General features: G+C 62.5%; 13 protein-coding genes. 9 read left to right on the top strand and 4 right to left on the bottom strand.

Annotation, left to right across the window (positions count from 1 at the left end):
• Positions 1–13 precede the first annotated feature (13 nt).
• Positions 14–934: a CPBP family intramembrane glutamic endopeptidase gene (locus I2D41_RS07215; RefSeq protein WP_195364063.1), complete on the top strand. Its 921-nt coding sequence runs from the start codon at positions 14–16 to the stop codon at positions 932–934.
• Here the strand turns inward: I2D41_RS07215 and I2D41_RS07220 are convergent.
• Positions 931–3,072, bottom strand: a complete 2,142-nt coding sequence (locus I2D41_RS07220) for a YgiQ family radical SAM protein (protein ID WP_271741677.1) — start codon at positions 3,070–3,072, stop codon at positions 931–933. The genes I2D41_RS07215 and I2D41_RS07220 overlap by 4 nt on opposite strands.
• 253 nt (positions 3,073–3,325) lie before the next feature.
• On the opposite strand from I2D41_RS07220, the gene I2D41_RS07225 reads away from it, so the two are divergent.
• The 3 genes from I2D41_RS07225 to I2D41_RS07235 all read left to right on the top strand — a co-directional run bounded on the left by I2D41_RS07225 (position 3,326) and on the right by I2D41_RS07235 (position 6,660).
• Positions 3,326–4,042 carry a YoaK family protein gene (locus tag I2D41_RS07225; RefSeq protein ID WP_055310199.1) on the top strand — a complete coding sequence of 239 codons (717 nt, stop codon included), beginning with the start codon at positions 3,326–3,328 and terminating at the stop codon, positions 4,040–4,042.
• Between the two features lie 164 nt (positions 4,043–4,206).
• Positions 4,207–5,373, top strand: a complete 1,167-nt coding sequence (gene fucO, locus I2D41_RS07230; RefSeq protein WP_022094861.1) for a lactaldehyde reductase — start codon at positions 4,207–4,209, stop codon at positions 5,371–5,373.
• 267 nt (positions 5,374–5,640) lie between these two features.
• Positions 5,641–6,660, top strand: a complete 1,020-nt coding sequence (locus I2D41_RS07235; RefSeq protein ID WP_195364078.1) for a M42 family metallopeptidase — start codon at positions 5,641–5,643, stop codon at positions 6,658–6,660.
• Positions 6,661–6,796: 136 nt separating this feature from the next.
• Here the strand turns inward: I2D41_RS07235 and mnmA are convergent, their stop codons facing one another.
• Positions 6,797–8,020 (bottom strand): tRNA 2-thiouridine(34) synthase MnmA, encoded by a 1,224-nt coding sequence (mnmA, locus tag I2D41_RS07240; RefSeq protein WP_267471610.1) that lies wholly within the window; start codon positions 8,018–8,020, stop codon positions 6,797–6,799.
• A 57-nt stretch (positions 8,021–8,077) separates the two neighbouring features.
• The gene (gene cysK, locus I2D41_RS07245; protein WP_195364066.1) at positions 8,078–9,016 is read right to left on the bottom strand and encodes a cysteine synthase A; all 939 of its coding nucleotides are present in this window, start codon (positions 9,014–9,016) and stop codon (positions 8,078–8,080) included.
• 253 nt (positions 9,017–9,269) lie between these two features.
• Between cysK and I2D41_RS07250 the strand changes: the two genes are divergently transcribed.
• Positions 9,270–9,698, top strand: a complete 429-nt coding sequence (locus I2D41_RS07250; protein ID WP_055250949.1) for an RrF2 family transcriptional regulator — start codon at positions 9,270–9,272, stop codon at positions 9,696–9,698.
• Between the two features lie 136 nt (positions 9,699–9,834).
• On the opposite strand, the gene I2D41_RS07255 is transcribed toward I2D41_RS07250, so the two are convergent.
• Positions 9,835–10,200: a phage holin family protein gene (locus tag I2D41_RS07255; RefSeq protein WP_195364067.1), complete on the bottom strand. Its 366-nt coding sequence runs from the start codon at positions 10,198–10,200 to the stop codon at positions 9,835–9,837.
• A 323-nt stretch (positions 10,201–10,523) separates the two neighbouring features.
• Here I2D41_RS07255 and I2D41_RS07260 point away from each other — a divergent pair, with 323 nt between their 5' ends.
• The 4 genes from I2D41_RS07260 to dnaE all read left to right on the top strand — a co-directional run bounded on the left by I2D41_RS07260 (position 10,524) and on the right by dnaE (position 21,690).
• On the top strand, positions 10,524–10,823 hold the full coding sequence (locus tag I2D41_RS07260) for a YerC/YecD family TrpR-related protein (protein ID WP_022094855.1): 300 nt from the start codon (positions 10,524–10,526) through the stop codon (positions 10,821–10,823).
• A 155-nt stretch (positions 10,824–10,978) separates the two neighbouring features.
• Positions 10,979–14,074, top strand: a complete 3,096-nt coding sequence (locus I2D41_RS07265; protein WP_195364068.1) for a PD-(D/E)XK nuclease family protein — start codon at positions 10,979–10,981, stop codon at positions 14,072–14,074.
• Positions 14,075–14,077: 3 nt separating this feature from the next.
• Positions 14,078–17,710, top strand: coding sequence for a UvrD-helicase domain-containing protein (locus tag I2D41_RS07270; protein ID WP_195364069.1), 3,633 nt, complete (start codon positions 14,078–14,080; stop codon positions 17,708–17,710).
• Positions 17,711–17,886: 176 nt separating this feature from the next.
• A complete protein-coding gene (dnaE, locus tag I2D41_RS07275) occupies positions 17,887–21,690 on the top strand; it encodes a DNA polymerase III subunit alpha (RefSeq protein WP_117716861.1) in 3,804 nt (1,267 codons plus the stop codon).
• Positions 21,691–21,699: the final 9 nt, after the last annotated feature.

The raw sequence follows: 21,699 nt of genomic DNA on the forward strand, positions 1-21,699 counted from the left end.
TGAGGAGGTTGGCATGCTCAATGCGATGGCGTGGGCGCTTGCCTGTTTTGGCGTTGTCGCTGCCGATATAGCCCTGAGCGTGGTTCTGTTTTCAGTTCTCGATGCCGTGTCGGTGCTGACGGGTTTCCCGATCGACAACCTCGATATTCAATGGTTCCAGGCTGCCGCTCAGACGGCGTCATTTTTGATGGCGCTGCTGTGGTGGCGTTATCTGTGGCCCCGCTCCTTCATGGCACGCCGGCAAGGCGAGCGCCCGCTCGGTGGGGGAGCAAGCGCGGCATGGAAGCGCATTGCCTGCGTTGTCGTGATCGGCCTATCCATGCAGGTGGTCATTAGCTACCTATGCGACGGCGTGCTGTCGCTGCTGCCCGAGGTCGCGGCAGACTATAGCGAGCTCGTCGAGGAAACGGGCATGGGCGATACCAGCCTTCTTGCCGTCCTGACCACGGTGCTCGGCGCTCCGTTTTGCGAGGAACTGCTGGTGCGCGGCATCATCTTTGAGTTTTCGCTGCGTGCGTTTAATCCACAGTGCCGTTCGCTCTGGAAGCGCCGGCGCCGCGCGAACGCGCAAGACGGCGCCATGGTGCCCTGGGCGGCCCCAAGCACGTGGGGTATCGCCGCGGCAATCGTGCTGCAGGCGGCCATCTTTGGCTTTATGCATATGAACTGGGTGCAGGGCTGCTATGCGGGCGCTGCCGGCCTCATTTTTGGTTGGGTGTTCGTGACCACCGGAAAGCTCCGCTACACGATCCTGCTGCACTTTGCCTTTAATGCCGGGTCGTATCTCATGGGGCTGCTGTGGTTTGTGAACACGCCGTTCGACGTGGCAATTACGGTCGCGATCGCCGGCGTGATCCTGGTGGAGGCAATGCGCTCGCTGCGCCAAGCGTGCCAGCAGAGCGCTGTGAGCACATCTACCGCATTCCCGCACTAATTGCGGCGTCCGCCTCCGTTGGCACCCTGACGCCCCTGAGCTGCACGGTTGCGCCCGGCAGTGTTCTGCGCGCGCGACATGCCGCTGTGCCCCTTGCTGCCCTTAGGCCCCTTGCCAGCGGCGCCACCGTGGGCCTTGCCGCCCTTCTTGCCTGCGCCATGCCCACCGCCAGCAGACGTCTCGCCCGGGCGCGGCGGCACGGGACGGATCAGGCAATGCTTGGTGTAGCCGATCAGGTCGCGACGGCCAGCCTTTTCCAGCGCCTCGCGTACCAGCTTGTAGTTCTCGGGCTTGCGATACTGGATGAGCGCGCGCTGCATGGCCTTCTCGTGCGGGTCGCGCGCCACATAGATCGGTTTCATGGTGCGCGGGTCCACGCCGGTGTAGTACATGCACGTCGACATGGTGGACGGTGTGGGGTAGAAGTCCTGCACCTGCTCGGGCATGTAACCCATGTCGCGCACGGCTTCGGCAAGGTCCACGGCTTCCTTCATCGTTGAGCCGGGGTGGCTCGAGATCAGATACGGCACCACGTACTGCTTGAGTCCGTATTCGCGATTCAAGCGTTCAAATTTACGGCAGAATGCGTCGTAGACAGCTCGGCTCGGCTTGCCCATCACGGACAGTACCGCGTCGCTCACGTGCTCGGGCGCTACGCGCAGCTGGCCCGAGACATGGTGTTCCAGCAGCTCGCGCAAAAACTCGTCCGAGGCATCGGCCATGGTGTAGTCAAAGCGGATGCCGCTGCGGACGAAGACCTTCTTGACGCCCGGCAGCTGGCGCAGGTCGCGCAGCAGCTGCGTGTAGCCGGTCTCGTCGACCACCATGTTCTTGCACACGCTCGGCCACAGGCAGCGCTTGTTCTTGCACACGCCGTGCTTGAGCTGCTTGTCGCAGGCGGGGCGGCTAAAGTTGGCCGTCGGTCCGCCCACGTCGTTGATATAGCCCTTAAACTCGGGATCGCGCGTGAGCAGCTCGGCCTCGCGCATGATCGAGTCGTGGCTGCGCATCTGCAACACGCGGCCCTGGTGGAAGGTGAGGGCGCAAAACGAGCACTCACCAAAACAGCCGCGGTTGGAGCTTATGGAAAACTTGATCTCAGCAAAGGCCGGCACGCCGCCCGCCGCGTCGTAATCGGGATGCCAGTCGCGTGCGTAGGGGAGTTCGGCCACCTCGTCCATCTCATCGGTAGTGAGCGTCGCCGACGGCGGGTTTTGCACCACATAGACGCTGTTGGGGTAGGGCTCTACCAGGCGATGCCCGGTGATGGGGTCCATATTCTGTTGCTGCACGTTAAAGCTGCGCGCGTAGTTGAGCTTGTCGGCGGTAAGGTCGTCCCAGCTGGGCAGCAGATCGTAGTCGTAGACCTCGTCGAGCGAGCCTGTGCGGTAGACGGTGCCGTTGATATAGGTGATCTGATCGACGGGCAGTCCCGCGTCGAGCGCGTCGGCGATCTCGACGATCGCGTGCTCGCCCATGCCGTAGATGAGGATGTCGGCGCCCGAGTCGAGCAGTACCGAGCGCTTGAGCTTGTCCTGCCAGTAGTCGTAGTGGGCCAGGCGGCGCAGGCTCGCCTCGATGCCGCCGATGATGATGGGGGCGTCCTTGAACGTCTGGCGGATGAGGTTGCCGTAGACCGTGACAGCTCGGTTGGGACGGTGCCCCTCCTCGCCGCCGGGCGTGTAGGCGTCGGTGTGGCGGCGGTGCTTGGTCACCGAATAGTGGTTGACCATGGAGTCCATGTTGCCGGCACTGACGAGAAAGCCCAGGCGCGGCTCGCCGAGCACGGTGATGCTGGCGGGGTCGGTCCAATCGGGCTGGCAGATGATGCCCACCTTGTAGCCGTGTGCGTCGAGTACGCGGCTGACGATGGCCATACCAAAGCTGGGATGGTCCACGTAGGCGTCGCCGCAGATGTAGACAAAGTCGCACTGGTCCCAGCCGCGCGCATCCATGTCGGCGCGGCTGACGGGGAGGAACTTATCGCGGCCCGGTCGCCAGGGGCGGGCGGGCGTCGCTTGGGAATGCTTGGTGCGGGCGACCGTGGCCTGCGCCTTACCGCCACGCTTTTGCTGCTGGCCCTGTTTGCCCTGTTGACTGCGCTGGTTGTTCTGAGCGTGCTGAGGCTTTTTTGCCACGATCCCTCCCGGTGTTTGTATGCTGCACGTAATTGTAACCAGTCTTTTTGGGACGGGGCTAAAAAGACTGGTGGAGTACATGAGCTGGCGGATCGGCGCGTCGATGCGGGTGTTGTTTGTTTCCAGACTGTGTATCTGCGCGTTGGAGAACCCGTCTCGCGCGCACGCCATGTTGTCAATGGGTTACAGTATGAACGGCGGCTATGTTTCCGCCAACGCACGAGAGAGTCGTCAACAAGGAGGATGCACGACGATGCAGCGTGCCAAACAGATATCGGAGTCTATTGAGCTGGGCATCATCTTGGCGCTCGCCGGTGGCTTTATGGACGTGTATTCGTACATTGGGCGCGACCATGTTTTCGCCAACGCGCAGACAGGCAACATCCTGCTCGTGGGCGTGAGCATCTCGGAGGGCAACTGGGCGCTGGCGGGACGCTATTTCTTCCCCGTGGTGTCGTTTGCCGTGGGCATTATGCTTGCCGACTTGGTGCACGAGCGGTTTGGCAGCGTGATTCACTGGCGCCAGGTGACGGTGTTTTTTGAAGCCGTTATCTTGCTGGGCGTGAGCTTTATCCCCGGCGGCAATTTCAACCTGCTCGCCAACTGCCTCACCTCGTTTGCCTGCGGCATGCAAGTTGAGAGCTTCCGCAAGATCCACGGTCACGGCATCGCTACGACCATGTGTATCGGCAACTTGCGCAACGCGCTGCAAAACGTGGACGATTACATCATCACCCACAGGCGCGGCTTTTTGGAAAACGGCCTGCTGTACTTTGGCGTGATCTTTACCTTTGTGTTTGGCGCCGTGTTGGGCAACTGGTGCATTGAGCGCATGGGCCTGCACGCCATCGTCGTGGCGAGCTTGCTGCTGTTTGTCGCGTTTGCCATCATGTTCATCGACCGCGAGCGCGACTTGCGCTTACGCTGGAAGGTTGCGGCCGAGGCTTGGAAAGAGGGCTGCCGAAAGTAACCGAATGCGGCAAAGGGGCTGTCCCGTTGCCGCAATATTTTTCATCATCTGTTGAAACGCTTTAACAATTATGACGTTCTCACGCGTTTTTCGTTTCATAAGCGTTAGGATGGGACTCATAGCGTGGGGCGTATGGGTGCCCCGCACACGATGGGAGGCTATCAATGGCTAATCGTTTCGTTCTCAACACCATTTCTTATCATGGTTCCGGCGCCATCAAGGAGATTCCCGGCGAGCTCCAGCGTCGCGGCTACAAGAAGATCTTCGTCTGCTCCGACCCCGATCTGGTCAAGTTCGGCGTTACCGCTAAGGTGACCGACGAGCTCGACGCCGCCGGCATCGCTTGGAGCCTCTACTCCGAGATCAAGCCCAACCCCACTATCCAGAACGTCAAGGACGGCGTCGAGGCCTTCAAGGCCGCCGAGGCTGACGCTATCGTGACCATCGGTGGCGGCTCCTCCATGGACACCGCTAAGGCCATCGGCATCATCATCAACAACCCCGAGTTCGCTGATGTCCGCAGCCTCGAGGGCGTTGCTCCCACCAAGAACCACGCCGTGTTCACCATCGCCGTGCCGACGACCGCCGGTACCGCTGCCGAGGTGACCATCAACTACGTCATCACCGACCCCGAGAAGGTCCGCAAGTTCGTGTGCGTCGACACCAACGACGCCCCCGAGGTCGCCGTCGTCGACCCCGACATGATGGCTTCCATGCCCGCCGGCCTGACCGCTTCCACCGGTATGGACGCTCTGACCCACGCCATCGAGGGTTACACCACCAAGGGCGCCTGGGAGCTTTCCGACATGTTCCACTTTGAGGCTATCAAGCTGATCAGCGAGAACCTGCGCGACTCCGTTGCCGAGGCCAAGTCCGGCCAGCCCGGCTCCGGCCGCGAGGGCATGGCTCTTGGTCAGTATGTCGCTGGCATGGGCTTCTCCAATGTCGGCCTGGGCATCGATCACGCCATGGCTCACACCCTGTCTGCTCACTACGACACCCCGCACGGCGTCGCTTGCGCCATGCTGCTGCCGATCGCCATGGAGTTCAACAAGCCGGTTTGCGCCGAGCGCCTGGCCAAGGTTGCCGTCGCCATGGGCGTTGACACCACGGGCATGAGCACCGACGAGGCCGCCGATGCCGCCATCGCCGCCGTCAAGCAGCTCTCTGCCGACGTGAACATCCCGCACGTCTGCGAGGCCATGAAGGCTGACGAGATCGAGGTCCTGGCCAAGGACGCCATGGCTGACGCCTGCTTCCCGGGCAACCCGCGCGAGGCGACGCTCGACGACGTCATCGAGCTCTTCAAGAAGATCTGCCCGGCTGCCTAACTTGGTTCGGCGGGCCCCTGCCCGTTAGCCCCACAATCGTCCTCGGACATGTCGGAAGCCCCCGCTGCGCACTTCGTGCGGCGGGGGCTTCCTCCGTCCTGCGGAAAGATTGTGGGGCTAACGGGCAGGGGGCCCGCCGGCTCGTTATCGTGGCGGGCGCAGTTCTGAAGAACTCAATGGGTCATCTCGCTAGGTAAAAAGATGGTTCGCGGTGGTATCGTTGCTGTGGGTTTAATTCGATATGAAAGGGTGACTTTGGTGTCCAAGATGGATTCTACGCTCTCCTATATTACTGACCAGTTGAAGGCGCTGACTTCTATTGCCTCCCCTACAGGCTATACCCGTGCGGCGACTGATTATCTGATGGAGACGTTGCGCGATATGGGCTTTGGGCCCGAGCGCTCCAATAAGGGCAATGTGCTCGTTGAGCTTGGCGGCGAGGGCGAGCCGCTTGTATTGGCGAGCCATGTCGATACCCTGGGCGCCATGGTACGCTCCATTAAGGACAATGGTCGCCTGCGCCCCACGACGCTCGGCGGGCACCAGTGGTCTACGGCCGATGGCGAGAACTGCACCGTTTACACGCGCGATGGCAATGTCTACACGGGCGTGGTCCTCAATACCGAGCCTTCGGCGCATGTGGCCGATGAGCCGGTCAAGACCATCGAGAAGAACATGGAAATCCTGCTCGACGAGAACGTTGACAGCAAGGACGATGTGCTCGAGCTGGGTATTCAGACCGGCGACATCATCGCTATGGATCCGCGTACCACGGTGACGGAGAGCGGCTACATCAAGAGCCGCTTCCTGGATGACAAGCTGTCGGCGTCGATTCTGCTGGGCCTGGCCCGCGCCGTTGCTGGCGGCGAGGTGACGCTTTCGCGCAAGGTGTCGCTGCTCTTTACCGTGTACGAGGAGGTTGGCCACGGCGGTGCCTTTGTGCCGGCCGACACGCGCGAGATGATCAGCGTTGACATGGGCTGCGTGGGCGACGACTTGGGCTGCACCGAGCGCATGGTGTCGATTTGCGCCAAGGATTCGGGCGGCCCCTACAACTACGATCTGGTGACCACACTGTCCAATATTGCGCGCGAGCTGGAGCTCGATTACGCCATCGACGTGTACCCGCATTACGGTTCCGACGTCGAGGCCACGCTTTCGGCCGGCTATGACATTCGCCATGGCCTGATCGGCCCAGGCGTGTATGCGAGCCACAACTACGAGCGCAGCCACATCGACGGTGTGCGCAACACCTACGAGCTGGTTCGCGCCTACGTCCAGCGCTAACGATGTAGCGGCCTCGGCTGACACAGCAGTGCCGACCGAGGCCGTCCTCTCTAAGTTGCGGTGAAATAGGGACTGTTTAGCGGCCTGAAACGCTTAAACAGTCCCTATTTCACCGCAACTTATGAAGGGGATGGGACTACTTGATAGCTGCCGTAACGGTGCCGCCGCCCAGGACGATGTCGCCGCGGTAGATAACGACTGCTTGGCCGGGGGCGATGGCTCGCTGCGGCTCGTCAAAAGTCAGCAGCATTTGTCCGTCTTCGCCGCGCGTAAGGGTCGCTGCCTGGTCTTTCTGACGGTAGCGGTACTTGGCACCTACGCGAATGCCGCCGGCGTCGAGCTCCGCCTCCATGCGCTCTGCCGGCGCGCTCCAGATCCACTCATCGGCCGTGAGAGCAGCGGCGGTCAGGTCCTCGGCCTCGCCCAGATGCACGGTGTTGTTGGCGGCGTCGACGCCCGTCACATACACGGGGTGCGCCATCGCGACGCCCAGGCCCTTGCGCTGGCCGATGGTATAGCGCAGCGCGCCATTGTGGCGCCCGACCACGCTGCCGTCGCGCCATACGATGTCGCCCGGTGCAGCGGCATGTCCGCAGCGGCGCTCGATATAGCCCGCGTAGTCACCGTCTGGAATAAAGCAGATATCCTCGCTTTCGGCCTTCTTGGCGTTGATGAAGCCCTGCTCGGCGGCAATGCGGCGCACGTCGTGCTCCTTGTCCAGGCCTGCCAGCGGAAAGATTGTGCGTGCCAGGCGCTCTTGCGTGAGCGAATACAAAAAGTAACTCTGGTCCTTTTTGGGGTCCTCGCCGCGGTGTAGCTGCCAGGTTCCGTCGGACGCCTGACTCGTTTTGGCGTAGTGGCCTGTGGCGATGTAGTCGCAGCCCATATCGAGTGCCGCATCGAGCAGCGCGCCAAACTTAATATGGCGGTTGCAGATGATGCACGGATTGGGCGTCAGCCCCTCCTGATAGGCGGTCACGAAGCGCTCGATAACATTGCGGTCGAAGGTCTGCTGCAGGTCGAGCACATGGTGGGGTATCCCTAGGCGCTCGGCGACGGCCTTTGCATCGGCGATGTCGCGGTCGACCTTACTCATGCCCGTGGCGGAGTCGGGTGCGGGACAGGTGAGGCGCATGGTGGCGCCAACGCATTCGTAGCCCTGGCTTTTGAGCAGGTACGCGGTCACGCTGGAATCGACGCCGCCGCTCATGGCGACGAGCACGCGCTTGTTGTGCATGGGGAGGTTCTCCTTGGTGGCATGTGGCCAAAAAAGAAAAGCGGCGCGGGAGGCTGGTTCCGCGCCGCAGACATTGTAGCAAGTTCGGGCGTCTCGTGGGACACCCTGATTGGATGGGCTCAGGCTGCCGGGAGAGAGGAGACCGGCTCGTCCCTGAGCTCAACCTATGGGCGACAGACCTTAGTCCTGGAAGAGTGCCGTGGACAGGTAGCGCTCGCCGGTGTCGGCAAGCAGGGCCACGATGGTCTTACCCTCGTTCTCGGGGCGCTTGGCCAGCTGAAGCGCGGCCCACACGGCGGCGCCGGACGAAATGCCCACGAGCACGCCCTCCTTGTGGCCCACGGCGCGGCCGGTGGCAAAGGCGTCGTCGTTCTCGACGGGGATGATCTCGTCGTAGATCCGGGTGTCGAGGACGTCGGGCACAAAGCCGGCGCCGATGCCCTGGATCTTGTGCGGGCCGGCTTGGCCCTTAGAGAGCACCGGGGAAGTGGCGGGCTCAACGGCGACGACCTGAATCTCGGGGTTCTGCTCCTTGAGGAACTCACCCACGCCGGTTACGGTGCCGCCGGTTCCAACGCCGGCGACGAAGATGTCGACCTCGCCGTCGGTGTCATCCCAGATCTCGGGGCCGGTCGTGGCCTTGTGGATGGCGGGGTTGGCGGGGTTCACAAACTGGCCGGCGATAATGCTGTTGGGGGTCTCCTTCTGCAGTTCCTCGGCCTTGGCGATGGCGCCCTTCATGCCCTTGGAGCCGTCGGTGAGCACGAGCTGTGCGCCGTATGCCTGCATAAGCTTACGGCGCTCGACGGACATGGTCTCGGGCATGGTGATGATCACCTTGTAGCCGCGGGCAGCCGCCACCGAGGCGATGCCGACGCCGGTGTTGCCGCTCGTGGGCTCGATGATGGTGTAGTCGCCACCGCGCACGAGCTTGCCGGCCTTCTCGGCCTCGTCGATCATGTTCTTGGCGACGCGGTCTTTGACGGAGCCGGCGGGGTTGAAGTATTCCAGCTTGACGAGCACGCGGGCCTTGAGGTCCTCATCGGCCTCAAAGTGAGTGAGCTCCAGAAGCGGGGTGTGGCCGATAAGCTGATCGATGGACGTGTAAACGTTGCTCATGGTGAACCTCCAAAGTGTTCAAATGACTGGATACCGTGTGGTTTTACGGTGTGTGTAGCAGCGAAACCCACAAACCGTATAGGTTGTTCGTTTTGCTGTTGGCAAGCATAGTAGACACTAAAGCCTAGTAACGCAATAGGAAATAGAAGATTATTACGAGTCGATTAACCATCTTGACGGGAATGGGTATTTTCAAAACCAATTTTTCGGCTAGAATTTCTACGGACTAAATGACCGAAAGGCAGCACTATACATGTTGGTTTCCACTAAGGGCAGATATGCCCTGCGCGTTATGGTTGATCTGGCCGAGCACCAGGCGGCAGGCCGCATTCCCCTCAAAGAGATCGCCGCGCGTCAGGGGATTTCGGAGAAATATCTGGAGAACATTTTGGCCACGCTCGTGCGTGCCAATATGCTCTCGGGCATGCGCGGCAAGGGCGGCGGCTATGTGCTCACGCGCCCGCCCGAGCAGTACACGGTGGGCGAGATTTTGCGCCTGACCGAGGGCAGCCTGGCGCCGGTCGCATGCCTAGACGGCGACTGCAAGGGCTGCTCGCGTTCGGACGAGTGCCCCACGCTCGACGTGTGGAAGAACCTGGACAAGCTCATTAACGACTACCTCGACGGCGTGACGCTCGATGCGCTCGTAGCCCCCAACGAGGGCTACGACTACGTCATCTAGCCCCACCTGTCATTTGGGGACGGGGCAGAAATGCTGGATTTTCTTGCCCTCTGAGGCTCGACAAATGATAAGGCCGCCCATCGTTGCGATGGACGGCCTTCTTTAGGTGTGTTGTGGCGGTCCGAATCCGGTCGCTTTAGTTCCTGGCGACGCTGTCGAGAATGCTGCGCATGATGGATACCAGGATGCTGCCCATAAAGGCCGATCCAAAGCTGGCAATGGAGATACCCGCGCCCAGCAGATTGACCGACAGGTAGCTGGCCAGCTCGAGCATAAAGCTGTTGACTACGAGCTGAAAAATACCAAGCGTGATAATAGTGAGCGGCAGCGAGATGACCGTCAGGAACGGCTTGACGAGCGAGTCGACGATGTTGAGGAACAGTCCCACGAAGGCAAAACACACCCAGGCGTCGGCTATGCCGAAGGGCTGAATGCCGGGGACGAGAAACGTTGCGATCGCGATGGCGATTGAGGTAAAGAGCCAGTTAAGCATAAAGCGCATGGTGGAAATCCTTTCTTGCGCAAGACGTGGCAAAGAGGCGTGAGAGGCACGTGCCTTTGCAACTCGGATAGATGCGCGGGCACGGCCCTGTTTGGGCGCCCATTGTCTCAGATATTCATGGAGCTTGCGTGCGTATTCGGTTTCAAAACGGCGTTCGTCCTAGAAAACGCGCCGCTGGCAGAGAGTCTTGTCGCTTTAGTTTGGTGGTGTGCTACACTGCTACGGGCAAAAGCCACAAGCGTTGCCCTATTGCATAGAACGGGCGAACGATGTCCGATGTCAGTATCAACTTCGATGCCTTTTGGCGGGTTTGGCGGTGATCGATGAATATCGAGAACATGTTTGACAAGCCTGATGTCAAGCAGCTGGTCCACGCATTTAGCCTTTTGGACGACGAGAAAGATATCCAAGCGTTCTTGACCGATATCTGCACGCCGCGCGAGATTTGTGATCTATCGCAGCGTCTGCAGGTCGCGCGTTACCTGGACGAGGGCGAGCCCTATGTTGAGGTTCAGGCGCGTACCGGCGCTTCGTCCACCACGGTGAGCCGTGTGTCCAAGGCACTCAACGGCGAGTACGGTGGCTACCGTAAGATTCTCATTAAACTGGAGGATGGCGAGTAGGCCGCGCCAAAAACGAATTGTGCAAAACCGCTCCTCCGGGGGCGGTTTTTTGATCCCCTGGGGACGGAGGAAATCTGTTGGCGTGGGTCAAATCTGTCCGCTTGGGCGGGTAGGATGGATACATTGATTATTGCGAACAGTTTGAGCGGAGGACCATGCCTGTTCGAATCTATACCACCAATGCCGGCACGGATTTGAGCGATGCCGAGTCGGCGTTGCTTGCCGACCTTATTGCCCGCCACGGACGTGCCGTGCTGCTGGCGCCTACGTTTGCCGAGCTCGACCTGTGCCGTCATGATGCGGCGGAAGCCGGGGTTTCACTAGGTATCGACTACAAGACGCCTACATCGTGGCTTCGCTCGCTTTGGGAGCTTTTGGGCGACGGACGCGGTTTCGTGGACAACCTGCAACGCCAGATGCTGTTTTCGGACATGGTAACGCGTCTCGACGATGCCGATTTGCAGCCGCTTTCGCGCAGTCAGGGCACGGTGCGCATGCTCGCGCGCATGGCCCGCGACGTGCTGCCGGGTGTGGCGGGGACGACGGCCGAGCGATGCCGTGGAAACAATTGCCAGCCTGAGCCAAAAAGCGATGCCGAGGCTCGTGTGTTCGAGCTTTTGCGCGCATATGCGGACGGTTTGGACCGTCGAGATATGGTCGAGCCCTGCGAGGCAGCCGACATTATGGCCGGTGTCCTGGCCGATAGCCTGCCGGCGTGCACCCGCGCCGTATGCGTGCGCGGTATCACGTCGTTTACGTACGCACTGCTCGAGCTACTGTCTGCCGTGGCGAACAATGGGGGAGAGGTCGTCGTGCTGCTTGCCCGCGAGCAGGCGGCGATGCGCGAGGAGCTTGCCGTGGCATTTGATGCCCGCGGTGTGCTGTTTGAGGTCGCGCCGCTGGGGGAGGACGCCGTCGCGTCTGATGCCGCTTGCGGGACCGCCGCTCAGCCTGCCTTTATTGAGGTCGCTGGCCCCCATGCCCGTGCTCATGCTTATGCGGACGCAATTGATGATCTGGTAAAAACGTGCCGGGGTTCCGAGGTCGACGGCGTCGCGACGCCTGCCGACCCTGTGCGCGTGCTCGTTGTTTCTGCCCGGGCACCCCAGCTGTTCGTTGAGCTCGCCTCTCGTCTGGCGGCTCGTCATATCGCTTCCGAGACAACTGAGTTCACGGCGTTTTCCCAGTCCATCGCGGGCAGGCAGTTTACGGCGCTCGCCGGCCTGATCGAGCGCATGAAGGCCGCCGATGAGGGCATGGCGTCAAAGACCGAGTGGTGGCCCGCGCCGGAGCTTACCGACTGGATCTACAGTCCGCTTTCGGGTGCCGACGCCGCGAGCGCCCGCGGCTTCGACAAGAACATGCGCCTGTCGCGCAGCAAGACCGCTGCGGGCGTCAAGAGCCTGCTGCAGAGCGTGCAGGGCCAGGTGAGGGGCGCCCGCAAGGCCGCCAGCGACGATAATTGGTTTAAGAATGTGCCGTGCGTGGTCTCGGACGTGTTTCAGGCGCTGTGGCGCGACAAACCCGTGACGGCGCTCAAGGCCATGCTCGCCGTTGCAGAGGCGCTGCCCGATCGCGCTCTAGGCGGTCTTGACGGCCAGGCCCGTCGTCAGGCAGAGACGGCTTTGCTGCGCCATGCCATCGACATCCTTATGAACGATGCTCGCGCGCTCGACGTGTCGCAGGCCGCGACCGTGCCGGTTCTCGACGGCGTTCGAACTAAGGTGGACAAGCGCAGCACCGCCTACGATTACGAGACCTACGAGGTCGATCGCACGCCACGGGCGCAAGTGCGCTTCGTGTCGCTTGCCGATGCGTCGGTTTTGCGTCCTGGCGGCTACGATGCCGTGCTGTTTGCCGATGTCGACCTGGACAGCTATCCGCTTTCGCACGAAGAGGGCCCGCTTGCCACGTTGATGGCCGAGCTGCGCCGCGACGGCGTGTCTTTGGAGCCCGCCGCCCTGCTGCGCGTGCGCTTTGGCCGTGCAATGCAGGCGACGAGCGGTCCGGTCGCGCTTGCCCGCGTGACACACGATCGCCAGGCGCGAGAGTGCTACCCGGCAGCCGTATGGACCGAGCTGCGGGCACATGCCGAGGCCGCTGGCGCTGCCAAGCCCACGTGCGTGGGCGAGGGCGATATCATCGCCGACTTTGATCCCGCGGCAGGTGAAGGCCTCAAGCGCGAGCGCGTGACCTGCGAAGCCCCTCAGCACCTGAGCGATGAAGCCATTCCGTATCTGGTTCTGCGCCGTCGCGATGGCGAGGGCGAGAACGCGCCGCTCGTGCCGCGTCTGACGTCCGCCTCGCAGATCGAGGCCTATTCTACCTGTCCACTGTGCTGGTTCGTGTCGTATCGCGTCAAGCCCCAGTCTATCGACGCGGGCTTTGACAACATGGAGAAGGGCAACTTTGTCCACGACGTGCTGGAGCATCTGCATGCCCGTCTGCCCCAAGAAGGCATGGAGCGCGTGACGCCCGAGAATCTGCCGCGTGCACAGGAGCTGCTGCACGAGGTCTTTGACGAGACGTTGGCCGAGCACGCTGGCAAGCGCGGCACGGAGGGCCCGCTGGTGCCGCTCTCCCCGGTGGAGGAGCGCCAGGTGGCCGAGATCTTGCCGCAGCTGGAGGGTGTGCTTGCCTACGAGTCCGAGGCACTTGCCCCCTTTGCCCCGCGCTACCTGGAGTTCGCCTTCAACGAGCTCAAGGTCGAGTATGCCGGTTGGCCGCTTGGCGGGCGCATCGACCGCGTGGACGTGGACGCCGAGAATCGTGCCGTGGTGATCGACTACAAGCATCGCACGGGCGTTGAGGAGTTTAAGCTCGCCGACCCTACGGTGCGCGACGAGGAATCGGGCACGGCACCCATCGACGATCCGCGCTGGTTGCCACCACATACCCAAACGCTTATCTACGCCCAGGCCATGCGCCGGGCGCTGGATTTGGACACCCGCGCGGCGCTCTACTTTTCGACCAAGGGCGGCAAGCCGGCGTTGCGCGGTGCCGCGAGCGCCGAGCTGCTCGAGGAAGAGCGCGGCGACGGCCGCATCCCGGGCCTTAAGAAAGGTTTCCCCGGCGAGGGTGGCAGCATGGACTTCGACGCCCTGCTCGATCGCGTGGAGGCCGGCATCGCCGAGCGCTTGCGCGAACTCGAGGCGGGCAACGTCGCTGCTGTCGACCCGGCGTCGACGCAGGCCGCGCATGCCCGCTGCTCGTATAACCACGAAGGAACGTTTGTAAGGAGGGACGTGTAGACCATGGATCTTTCGACTTTGATGCCGCAACAGCTGCAGATTGTCAAAACGCTCGACCGCCCGCTGTTTGTCTCGGCGGGCGCCGGTTCGGGTAAGACCTTTACCCTCACGCGCCGCATCGTCTATGCGCTCTCGCCCGAATCCGGTCCGTTCGTCGAGCATCTGGACCAGGTGCTCGCCATTACCTTTACCAAGGATGCCGCGGCCGAGATCCGCGACCGCGTGCGCCGTGCGCTTATCGACGAGGGTATGGACGAGGAAGCACTGACCGTCGACGACGCGTGGATTTCGACCATTCACGGCATGTGCTCGCGTATCCTGCGCGCGCACGCGCTGGAGCTGGGCATCGACCCCGAGTTCACGGTGCTCACCGATACCGACGAGCTCATGGATCAGGCTGTTGAGCATGTGCTGGGTCGCGCGACGGCACCCGATGCCGCCCCCGAGCTCGCGGCATCGCTCAAGGCCCTCTATGCCTGGTATCCCATGGCGGGCGAGGGCGGTTCCTTTGGCGGCGGTGCGACCATCAAGGGTCTGGTGCGCGACCTGCTGGAGCTGTCGAGCCAGTTGCCGGGCGGTATGGACGACGTGCGCGTGGCGCGCGGCCAGGCCGATACCTCGGCACTCGCCGATGCCTATCGCGCGGCGCTGGGTGCGAGCAAGGCCTCGACCGAGAAGGCGCAGGCGGCGCTCGATGCCATCGACGCGTTCGAGGCGAGCGGCAAGACCATGGCCGATGCGGCGCGACTCATGATGTCGTGCACCATGCCGCGCGCGAGCAAGGCATTCCCTAAGGAGCAAGCCGAGCTGCTCAAGGCCGAGGCCGCCGATGCGTTTATCAATATCGTGCTTGCCTGCGGTGGCCCGGCGCTCGATGCGCTGGTGGGCCTGGCCCGTTCCGTGGAGGCGGAGTACCGTGCGCTCAAGGCCGACCAGTCCGCGCTCGACAATAACGATCTGCTGCGCATGGCATATGAGGCGCTGCGCGATTATCCCGCCATCCGAGCCGCCTACGAGGGCCGCTTTAAGATGGTCATGATCGACGAGTTCCAGGATACCGACCAGATGCAGGTCGACCTGATCCGTTACCTGACCGGCGCGGGGGAGCGTGCGCTTTGTACCGTGGGCGATGCGCAGCAGTCGATCTACCGCTTCCGCGGCGCCGAGGTCGAGGTCTTCCGTCGCCAGGAGCGCAAGGTGGGCTCGTCTACCGCGCCCGAGGCGACTGCCGCGGCCGACGCCCCTGCTGGCGAGCTCGTTAAGCTCGTGCGCAACTTCCGCAGCCATGACGAGGTGCTGCGTTACGTGGCGCGCGTCTTTGATGGCGACGATGGCGGCCTGATGCAGGGCTTTTTGGATCTTGAGGCGAGCGACGGCCGCAAGGACACGCTGGTGGCGGACGCCTCGCGTCGCCAGGCCCTCTTTGTTGCCGGCGGCAGTACGCAGGAGCGCACGCAGGCCAAGGCCCGTGCGATCGCCGAACGCTTCCGCGCACTTGCCGATGCCGGCCAGCCCCAGGGCGGCATGGTGCTGCTGCTGGGCCGCATGACCAACGCAGATGTCTACGCGCAGGCTTTCCGCGATCAGGGGCTCGACTGCGTCATCGCGGGCGGCTCGGTCTTTGCCCAGGCTGCCGAGGTGCAGACGGTGCGTGCCCTGGTCTGCGCGCTCGCCAATCCGGCCGATACGGCGCAGGGCCTTATGCCGCTGCTCGCCTCGCCGATGTTTGCGCTCGGCGCCCAGGAGTTCCTGGCGCTGGCGACCAAACTCGACGAGCAGACAGGCGAGACGTCGCGCCGCAACATCGATGCGGGCATCATGAGTGATTTCGACGTGCCGGGTTTGCAAGACTTGCCGCTGGTGACGCGCGCCCGCGAGGTGCTGCGGTATGCGCTTCGTCGCGTGGGCCGCGATTCGTTCGCCGCCATCGCGCGCGACGTGGTCAACGCCTCCGGCTGGTTTGTGCGTCTGGCACAGCGCGGTCCCGAAGGCAAGGCCATTGCCGCCAACGTGCTCAAGGCGCTCGACGCCGTGGCCGAGGCGGAGGCCGAGTTCGGTAACTCGCCGCGTTCCATCGCGCTGGCCTTCGACCGCTTCTTGGCGGGCAAGGAAGCCCCGGGTGCCCTCAACGAGGAGGGCGACGGCGCGGTGCGCATCATGACGGTTCACGCCTCTAAGGGTCTGGAATATCCGGTCGTGGCGGTCGCCGAGTGCTTTGGCGTGCGTAAGCCCTCGGGTGCGGCACAGATGGGTCGCGTCGAGGGAGGAGCGCAGGTCGTGGCGCTGCCGGCACGCTTCGACGGCGTTAAGCTCACCGACGGAACCTTTGTGAAGGGCGACGACGTCAAAAAGCAGTTTGAGCACGCGTTTAAGGGCAAGGGCACGTCGCTGTGGCTACCGCCGGAGCTCATGGAGGATGTCTGCGCGACGGGTTCTCCCGCCGAGGCATTCGTTCGCCTGCGCAACGACGACCTGCAGCTTTCGCTCGAGGAGCGGGCTCGTCTGCTCTATGTCGCCATGACGCGTGCGCGCGAGCTGGTGATCTTGGCGATGGATGCCGGCGTGAGCCGCGGCAAGGTGGCGGCGCCGACCTTCGATGTCGAGACGGATCTGACCTACGATGTCCTGCGCCGCATTCTGCCGACGGACGCTCTGGACATGCCGCAGCTCGATAGCGACCGTTTGGTGTTCGACAACTCCAAGCCGGGCGACTACGAGCTCATCTCGCTCGCGGGCTTTACCTTTGGCGAGCAGGCGTTTGAGGCCAACGCTTCGCTGGATGTCGAGGGCAGGCTTGTCCGCGGCGATGCCGATGCAGATGCTGCCGACGATTCGGCCAGTACAATCGTCCCTGGTCCTGCCGACCCCAAGCCCGATTCGTTTGAGCTTGTGTATCCCCAGGCAGTGGGCGTGCGCATGGGCATCTGTCCATTTCCGGTGCGTGACTCGTATAGCTACTCGTCAATCGCCGCGGCGCTCCATGCCGAGACAGAAGACCGTGCCGCCGAGGCGCGTGTGCCCATGGACGAGGCTGGCGATGATGCGGAGTCGGATGGTTCCGAGATGACGGATGCGGACGTGGCCGCTGTCGAGCCCGCCGGCAACCCCATGGCGCTGGGCTCGGCGTTCCATGCCGCCTGCCAGTGGCTGATCGAGATGGGTTCCGATGCGCTGCCCGCTGAGCGTGCCGATGCTCTGGCGCGCCTGTGGCGCCTGACGCCGGAGCAGCGCGAACGCTTCGACGTTGCCCTGAACCGCTGGCTCAAGTCGGCTGTTCGTGCCGATCTGCTCGCGTGGCCGTGCGTTCGCGCCGAGGTGCCGCTCTTTTCGCTGGGCTGCGAGGACGAGGACATCGCTCGCTACGGTGCCTATGCCGAGGGCGCCATCGATGCACTGGCCACCGACCCGGCCGATCCGTCGCGCGCCCTGGTCATTGATTACAAGACGGGCGGCACGCCGGACGAGACGCCGGACCAGCTGCTCGAGAAGCACGCCCTGCAGGCGCGCGTTTACGCCGACGTGTTGCACAAGGCGGGCTTTGAGGCCGTGACCGTCAAGTTCGTCCGCGTGGAGCAGCCGGATCCGACCCTCTTCGTCGAACCCGCCGAACCTCAAGTGGTCACCTACAACTTCTAGCCCTCAGATAACTTGCGGTGGAATACGGACTGTTTTGGCCAAAAAAGCCGCCAAACAGTCCGTATTTCACCGCAACTGCAAGAGGAGCCGTGTTGGTTTGGCTAGGTTCGGGTGCTGTCCGTGCCGTGCGGTAAAATCGTTCAGTCAGAACACGAACCCGCATCGGAGCTCATCACATGGCATTCGTCCATCTGCACAATCACACTGTTTTTTCCATGCTCGACGGCGCAACCCGTATCCAGGATATGGTCAACCGTGCCGTTGAGCTGGGTATGCCCGCTGTGGCCATTACCGACCACGGCTACATGTATGGCGTGCCCGACCTGGCGCTGGCCTGCGACGCCGTCAACCACAACACGCCCGAGTACAAAACCTGGAGCCACGACAAGGCCTTCCTGGAAAAGGATCGCCGCGACGAGCTGGTGGAGCCCGATCCCGAGGAAAACCCGCGCGAGCATGCCCAGTATGTGAAGGACATGGCCATGTGGGACGAGAAGGGCAACATCGACGAGCTCAAGCCGCCTCTGGTCATCAAGCCCATCTTTGGCTGCGAGGTCTACTTTACGCCGGACGAGACCCTTGCTCGCGACCATAAGCCCGAGCTCTACCACATGATCCTTCTGGCCAAGGACCAGGAGGGCTACGTCAACCTGATGCAGACGGTCTCCGAGGCAGCCGTGCAGGGCTTTTACTACAAGCCCCGCGTGACGCTCGACAACCTGCGCCGCCACGCCAAGGGCATGATCTGCACCAGCGCCTGCATCGCCGGCATCATTCCCAAATACATCGACCGCGGTGACATGGAGGGCGCCATCAAGTGGGCCGAGACCTTCCGTGATACCTTCGAACCTGGCGACTTTTATATCGAGATCCAGGAACACGGCATCACCACCGACAACGGCCTGACCGATGAGCAGATGGACCGCACGCTCATCGACATCGCCAAGCAGGTAGGCGTCAAGGTCATCGCCACCAACGACTTCCACTACCTGCGCCGCGAGGACGCTCCCGTGCAGGACGTCATCATGTGCATCGGCATGAACGCCAAGGTCGACGACCCCAACCGCATGCGCATGACTGGCTCGGAGTTTTACATGAAGACCGAGGAGGAGATGCGGGCGATGTTCCCGTATTGCCCCGAGGCCTGCGACAACACGCTCGAGATCGCCGACAAGTGCTACGTTGAGCTGGACTGGGATTCCATCATCCTGCCGCGCTTCCCGTTGCTCGACCCCGGCGAGACGCACGAGAGCCAGTTCCGCCGCGAGTGCGAGAAGGGGCTGCGCCAGCACTACGGCGACGACTGGGCCACGCGCGAGATCGGTGGCGTTAACATCAAAGAGCGCTTTGAGTACGAATACAAAGTCATCTGCGACAAGGGCTTTGCCGCCTACTTTTTGATTGTTGCCGAGTACGTGCAATGGGCCAAGGACAACGGCATCGGCGTCGGCCCCGGCCGTGGCTCGGCTGCCGGCGCTATCGTCGCCTACGCCATGAACATCACCGCGTTCGACCCGCTCGAGAACGGCCTGATGTTCGAGAGGTTCCTGTCCCCGCAGCGTACCGAGATGCCCGATATCGATATGGACTTCGACGATGAGCGGCGCCTCGAGGTCGTGGAGCACGTTCGCCAGCTCTACGGCCCCGAGAAGGTCACCCACGTCATCACCTACTCGACCATTAAGGCCAAGCAGGCCATCAACGACGCCGCTCGCGTCCTGGACTACCCGGTCTACATGGGCCAGCGTCTGTCCAAGATGGTCTCGAGCGACCCCAAGGTCAAGCTCAAGCAGGTGCTCGAAAAGCAACCCGGCAAAGAGGATCTGTTTAACCCCGATTTTGCCGAGGCATATAAAAAGGACGACGACGCCCGCCGCATCATCGACACGGCGCTCTCGATCGAGGGCCTCACCCGTGGCGAGGGCGTGCACGCGTGCGCCGTTCTGATCTGCCGTGACCCCGTCAACGAGCACGTGCCCACCAAGCTCGACACCAAGGGCGGCGTCGAGATTACCCAGTACGAGGGCCATACCGTTGCCGACATGGGCCTGCTCAAGATGGACTTTTTGGGCCTGCGCACGCTGACGGTTATCTCCAAGGCCAAGGCAAACATCAAAAAGAACTTCGGCATCGACATCAAAGAGGAAGAGATTCCCTTTGACGACCCCGAGATCTTTAAGCTCATGGGCTCCGGTCACACCGCCGGCGTCTTCCAGGTCGAGTCCGCCGGCATGACGGCCACGATCAAGAACATGAAGCCCACCGAGTACAAGCACGTCGTAGCATTGATCGCTCTGTACCGCCCGGGCCCGCTGGGCGCCGGCATGGTCTCGTCCTACATCAACCGTATGAACGGCAAGGAGCCGGCCGTCTCCTACGACGACCGTCTGGACGACATCCTGGGCGAAACCTACGGCACCATGGTCTACCAGGAGCAGGTTATGCTCATCTCCGTCGAGATGTGCGGCTTCTCCAAGGGCGAATCGGACTCGCGTATCCGTAAGCCCGTGGCTAAGAAAAAGATCAAGCTGCTCACGTCGACGGTGCTGCACTGGGAGGATGGCTCGGACGAGACCACCTACGACCACTGGATGAACGGCGCTATCAAGAACAACTACACGCGCGAGGTCGCCCAGAAGATTTGGGACGATGTTCTTGAGTTCGCGTCCTACGCCTTTAACAAGTCGCACTCCGCCGGCTACGCCATCCTGGTTATGCAGACGGCGTGGCTCAAGGCGCACTATCCGCACGAGTACATGGCGGCCGTTCTGACGTCCTACACGGGCAAGACCGACAAGATCGTGCACTACGTCTCGGCGTGCCGTCACGACGGCATCCCCGTGCTTTCGCCAGATGTCAACGAGTCCGGTACCGAGTTCACGGCTACCAAGGAGGGCGTGCGCTTTGGTCTGGCCGGCATCCGTGGCGTGGGTACCGGCGTGGCGCAGGCGATTATCGCCGAGCGCGAGGCGGGCGGTCCGTTTAAGACGCTGCACGACTTTGTCGAGCGCGTGGACTCGAGCCAGGCCAACCGTCGCGTGATCGAATCGCTGATCAAGGCAGGCGCCTTCGACTCCACGGGGTATCCGCGTCGCCAGATGATGCACTTTGTGGACAAGAACAACCCCGAGAACATCATCGATGCCGCGGTAAAGCGCCAGAAGGACCGCGCGAGCGGCCAGACGTCGTTCTTCGATATGTTTGGCGACGTTGAGGGCTCGGGCTTTGAGGTGAGCGTGCCCGATCCGGATGGCCAGGAATGGGACCGCCACCTTAAGCTGAGCCAGGAGAAGGAGGTTCTGGGCATCTACGTCTCGGACCACCCGCTGCGTCCGTTTGAGTATGCACTAGCCAAGGCGCGCGACTTCTCGTTCTCGCAGATCGATACCGGCTACGAAGTTCAGAACCCCACGGGCGGCACCATCAACCAGGAGATTCCCGAGGGCAAGGCGCTGTGGTGGGCCGGCATGGTCTCGAGCGTGTCCAAGCGCGTGACCAAAAACGGCGATCCCATGGGTATCGTGCAGCTCGAGGACATGGAGGGCGAGGCCACGGTCGTGGTGTTCCCCAAGACCTACAAGGAGGCCGAGGGGTACCTGTACGGCGAGGTCGATCCCGAGACCGGCGCGCAGCTGTCCGATGCCTTTGTGCGCATTAAGGGCAAGCTCGAGCGCTCGGACCGCGGCGACCAGATCATCGCGCAGGAGATCGTGCCGCTCGAGCTCAACGAGGAGAACAACAAGCCCAAGGTGTTTGAGGTCATGGTGCCCAACAGCCGCTTTAGCCAGGGCAATATGGCGCGTCTTGCCACGGTGCTTACCGCCAACCCGGGCGGCGACCGCGTGGAGATCTTTATCGAGCAGGTGGACGGGCGCGTGCTGCGCGCCGAGGTGCCTGCCAAGGTCAACGCGCGCTCGATTCCGCTGCTGGCTGAGGCAAAGGCGATTGTGGGTAACCAAGGCAGAGTGACGGTAATTTAAGGACGGCGT

This window comes from Collinsella aerofaciens (genome assembly GCF_015552075.1).
GTDB lineage: Bacteria > Actinomycetota > Coriobacteriia > Coriobacteriales > Coriobacteriaceae > Collinsella > Collinsella aerofaciens_Y.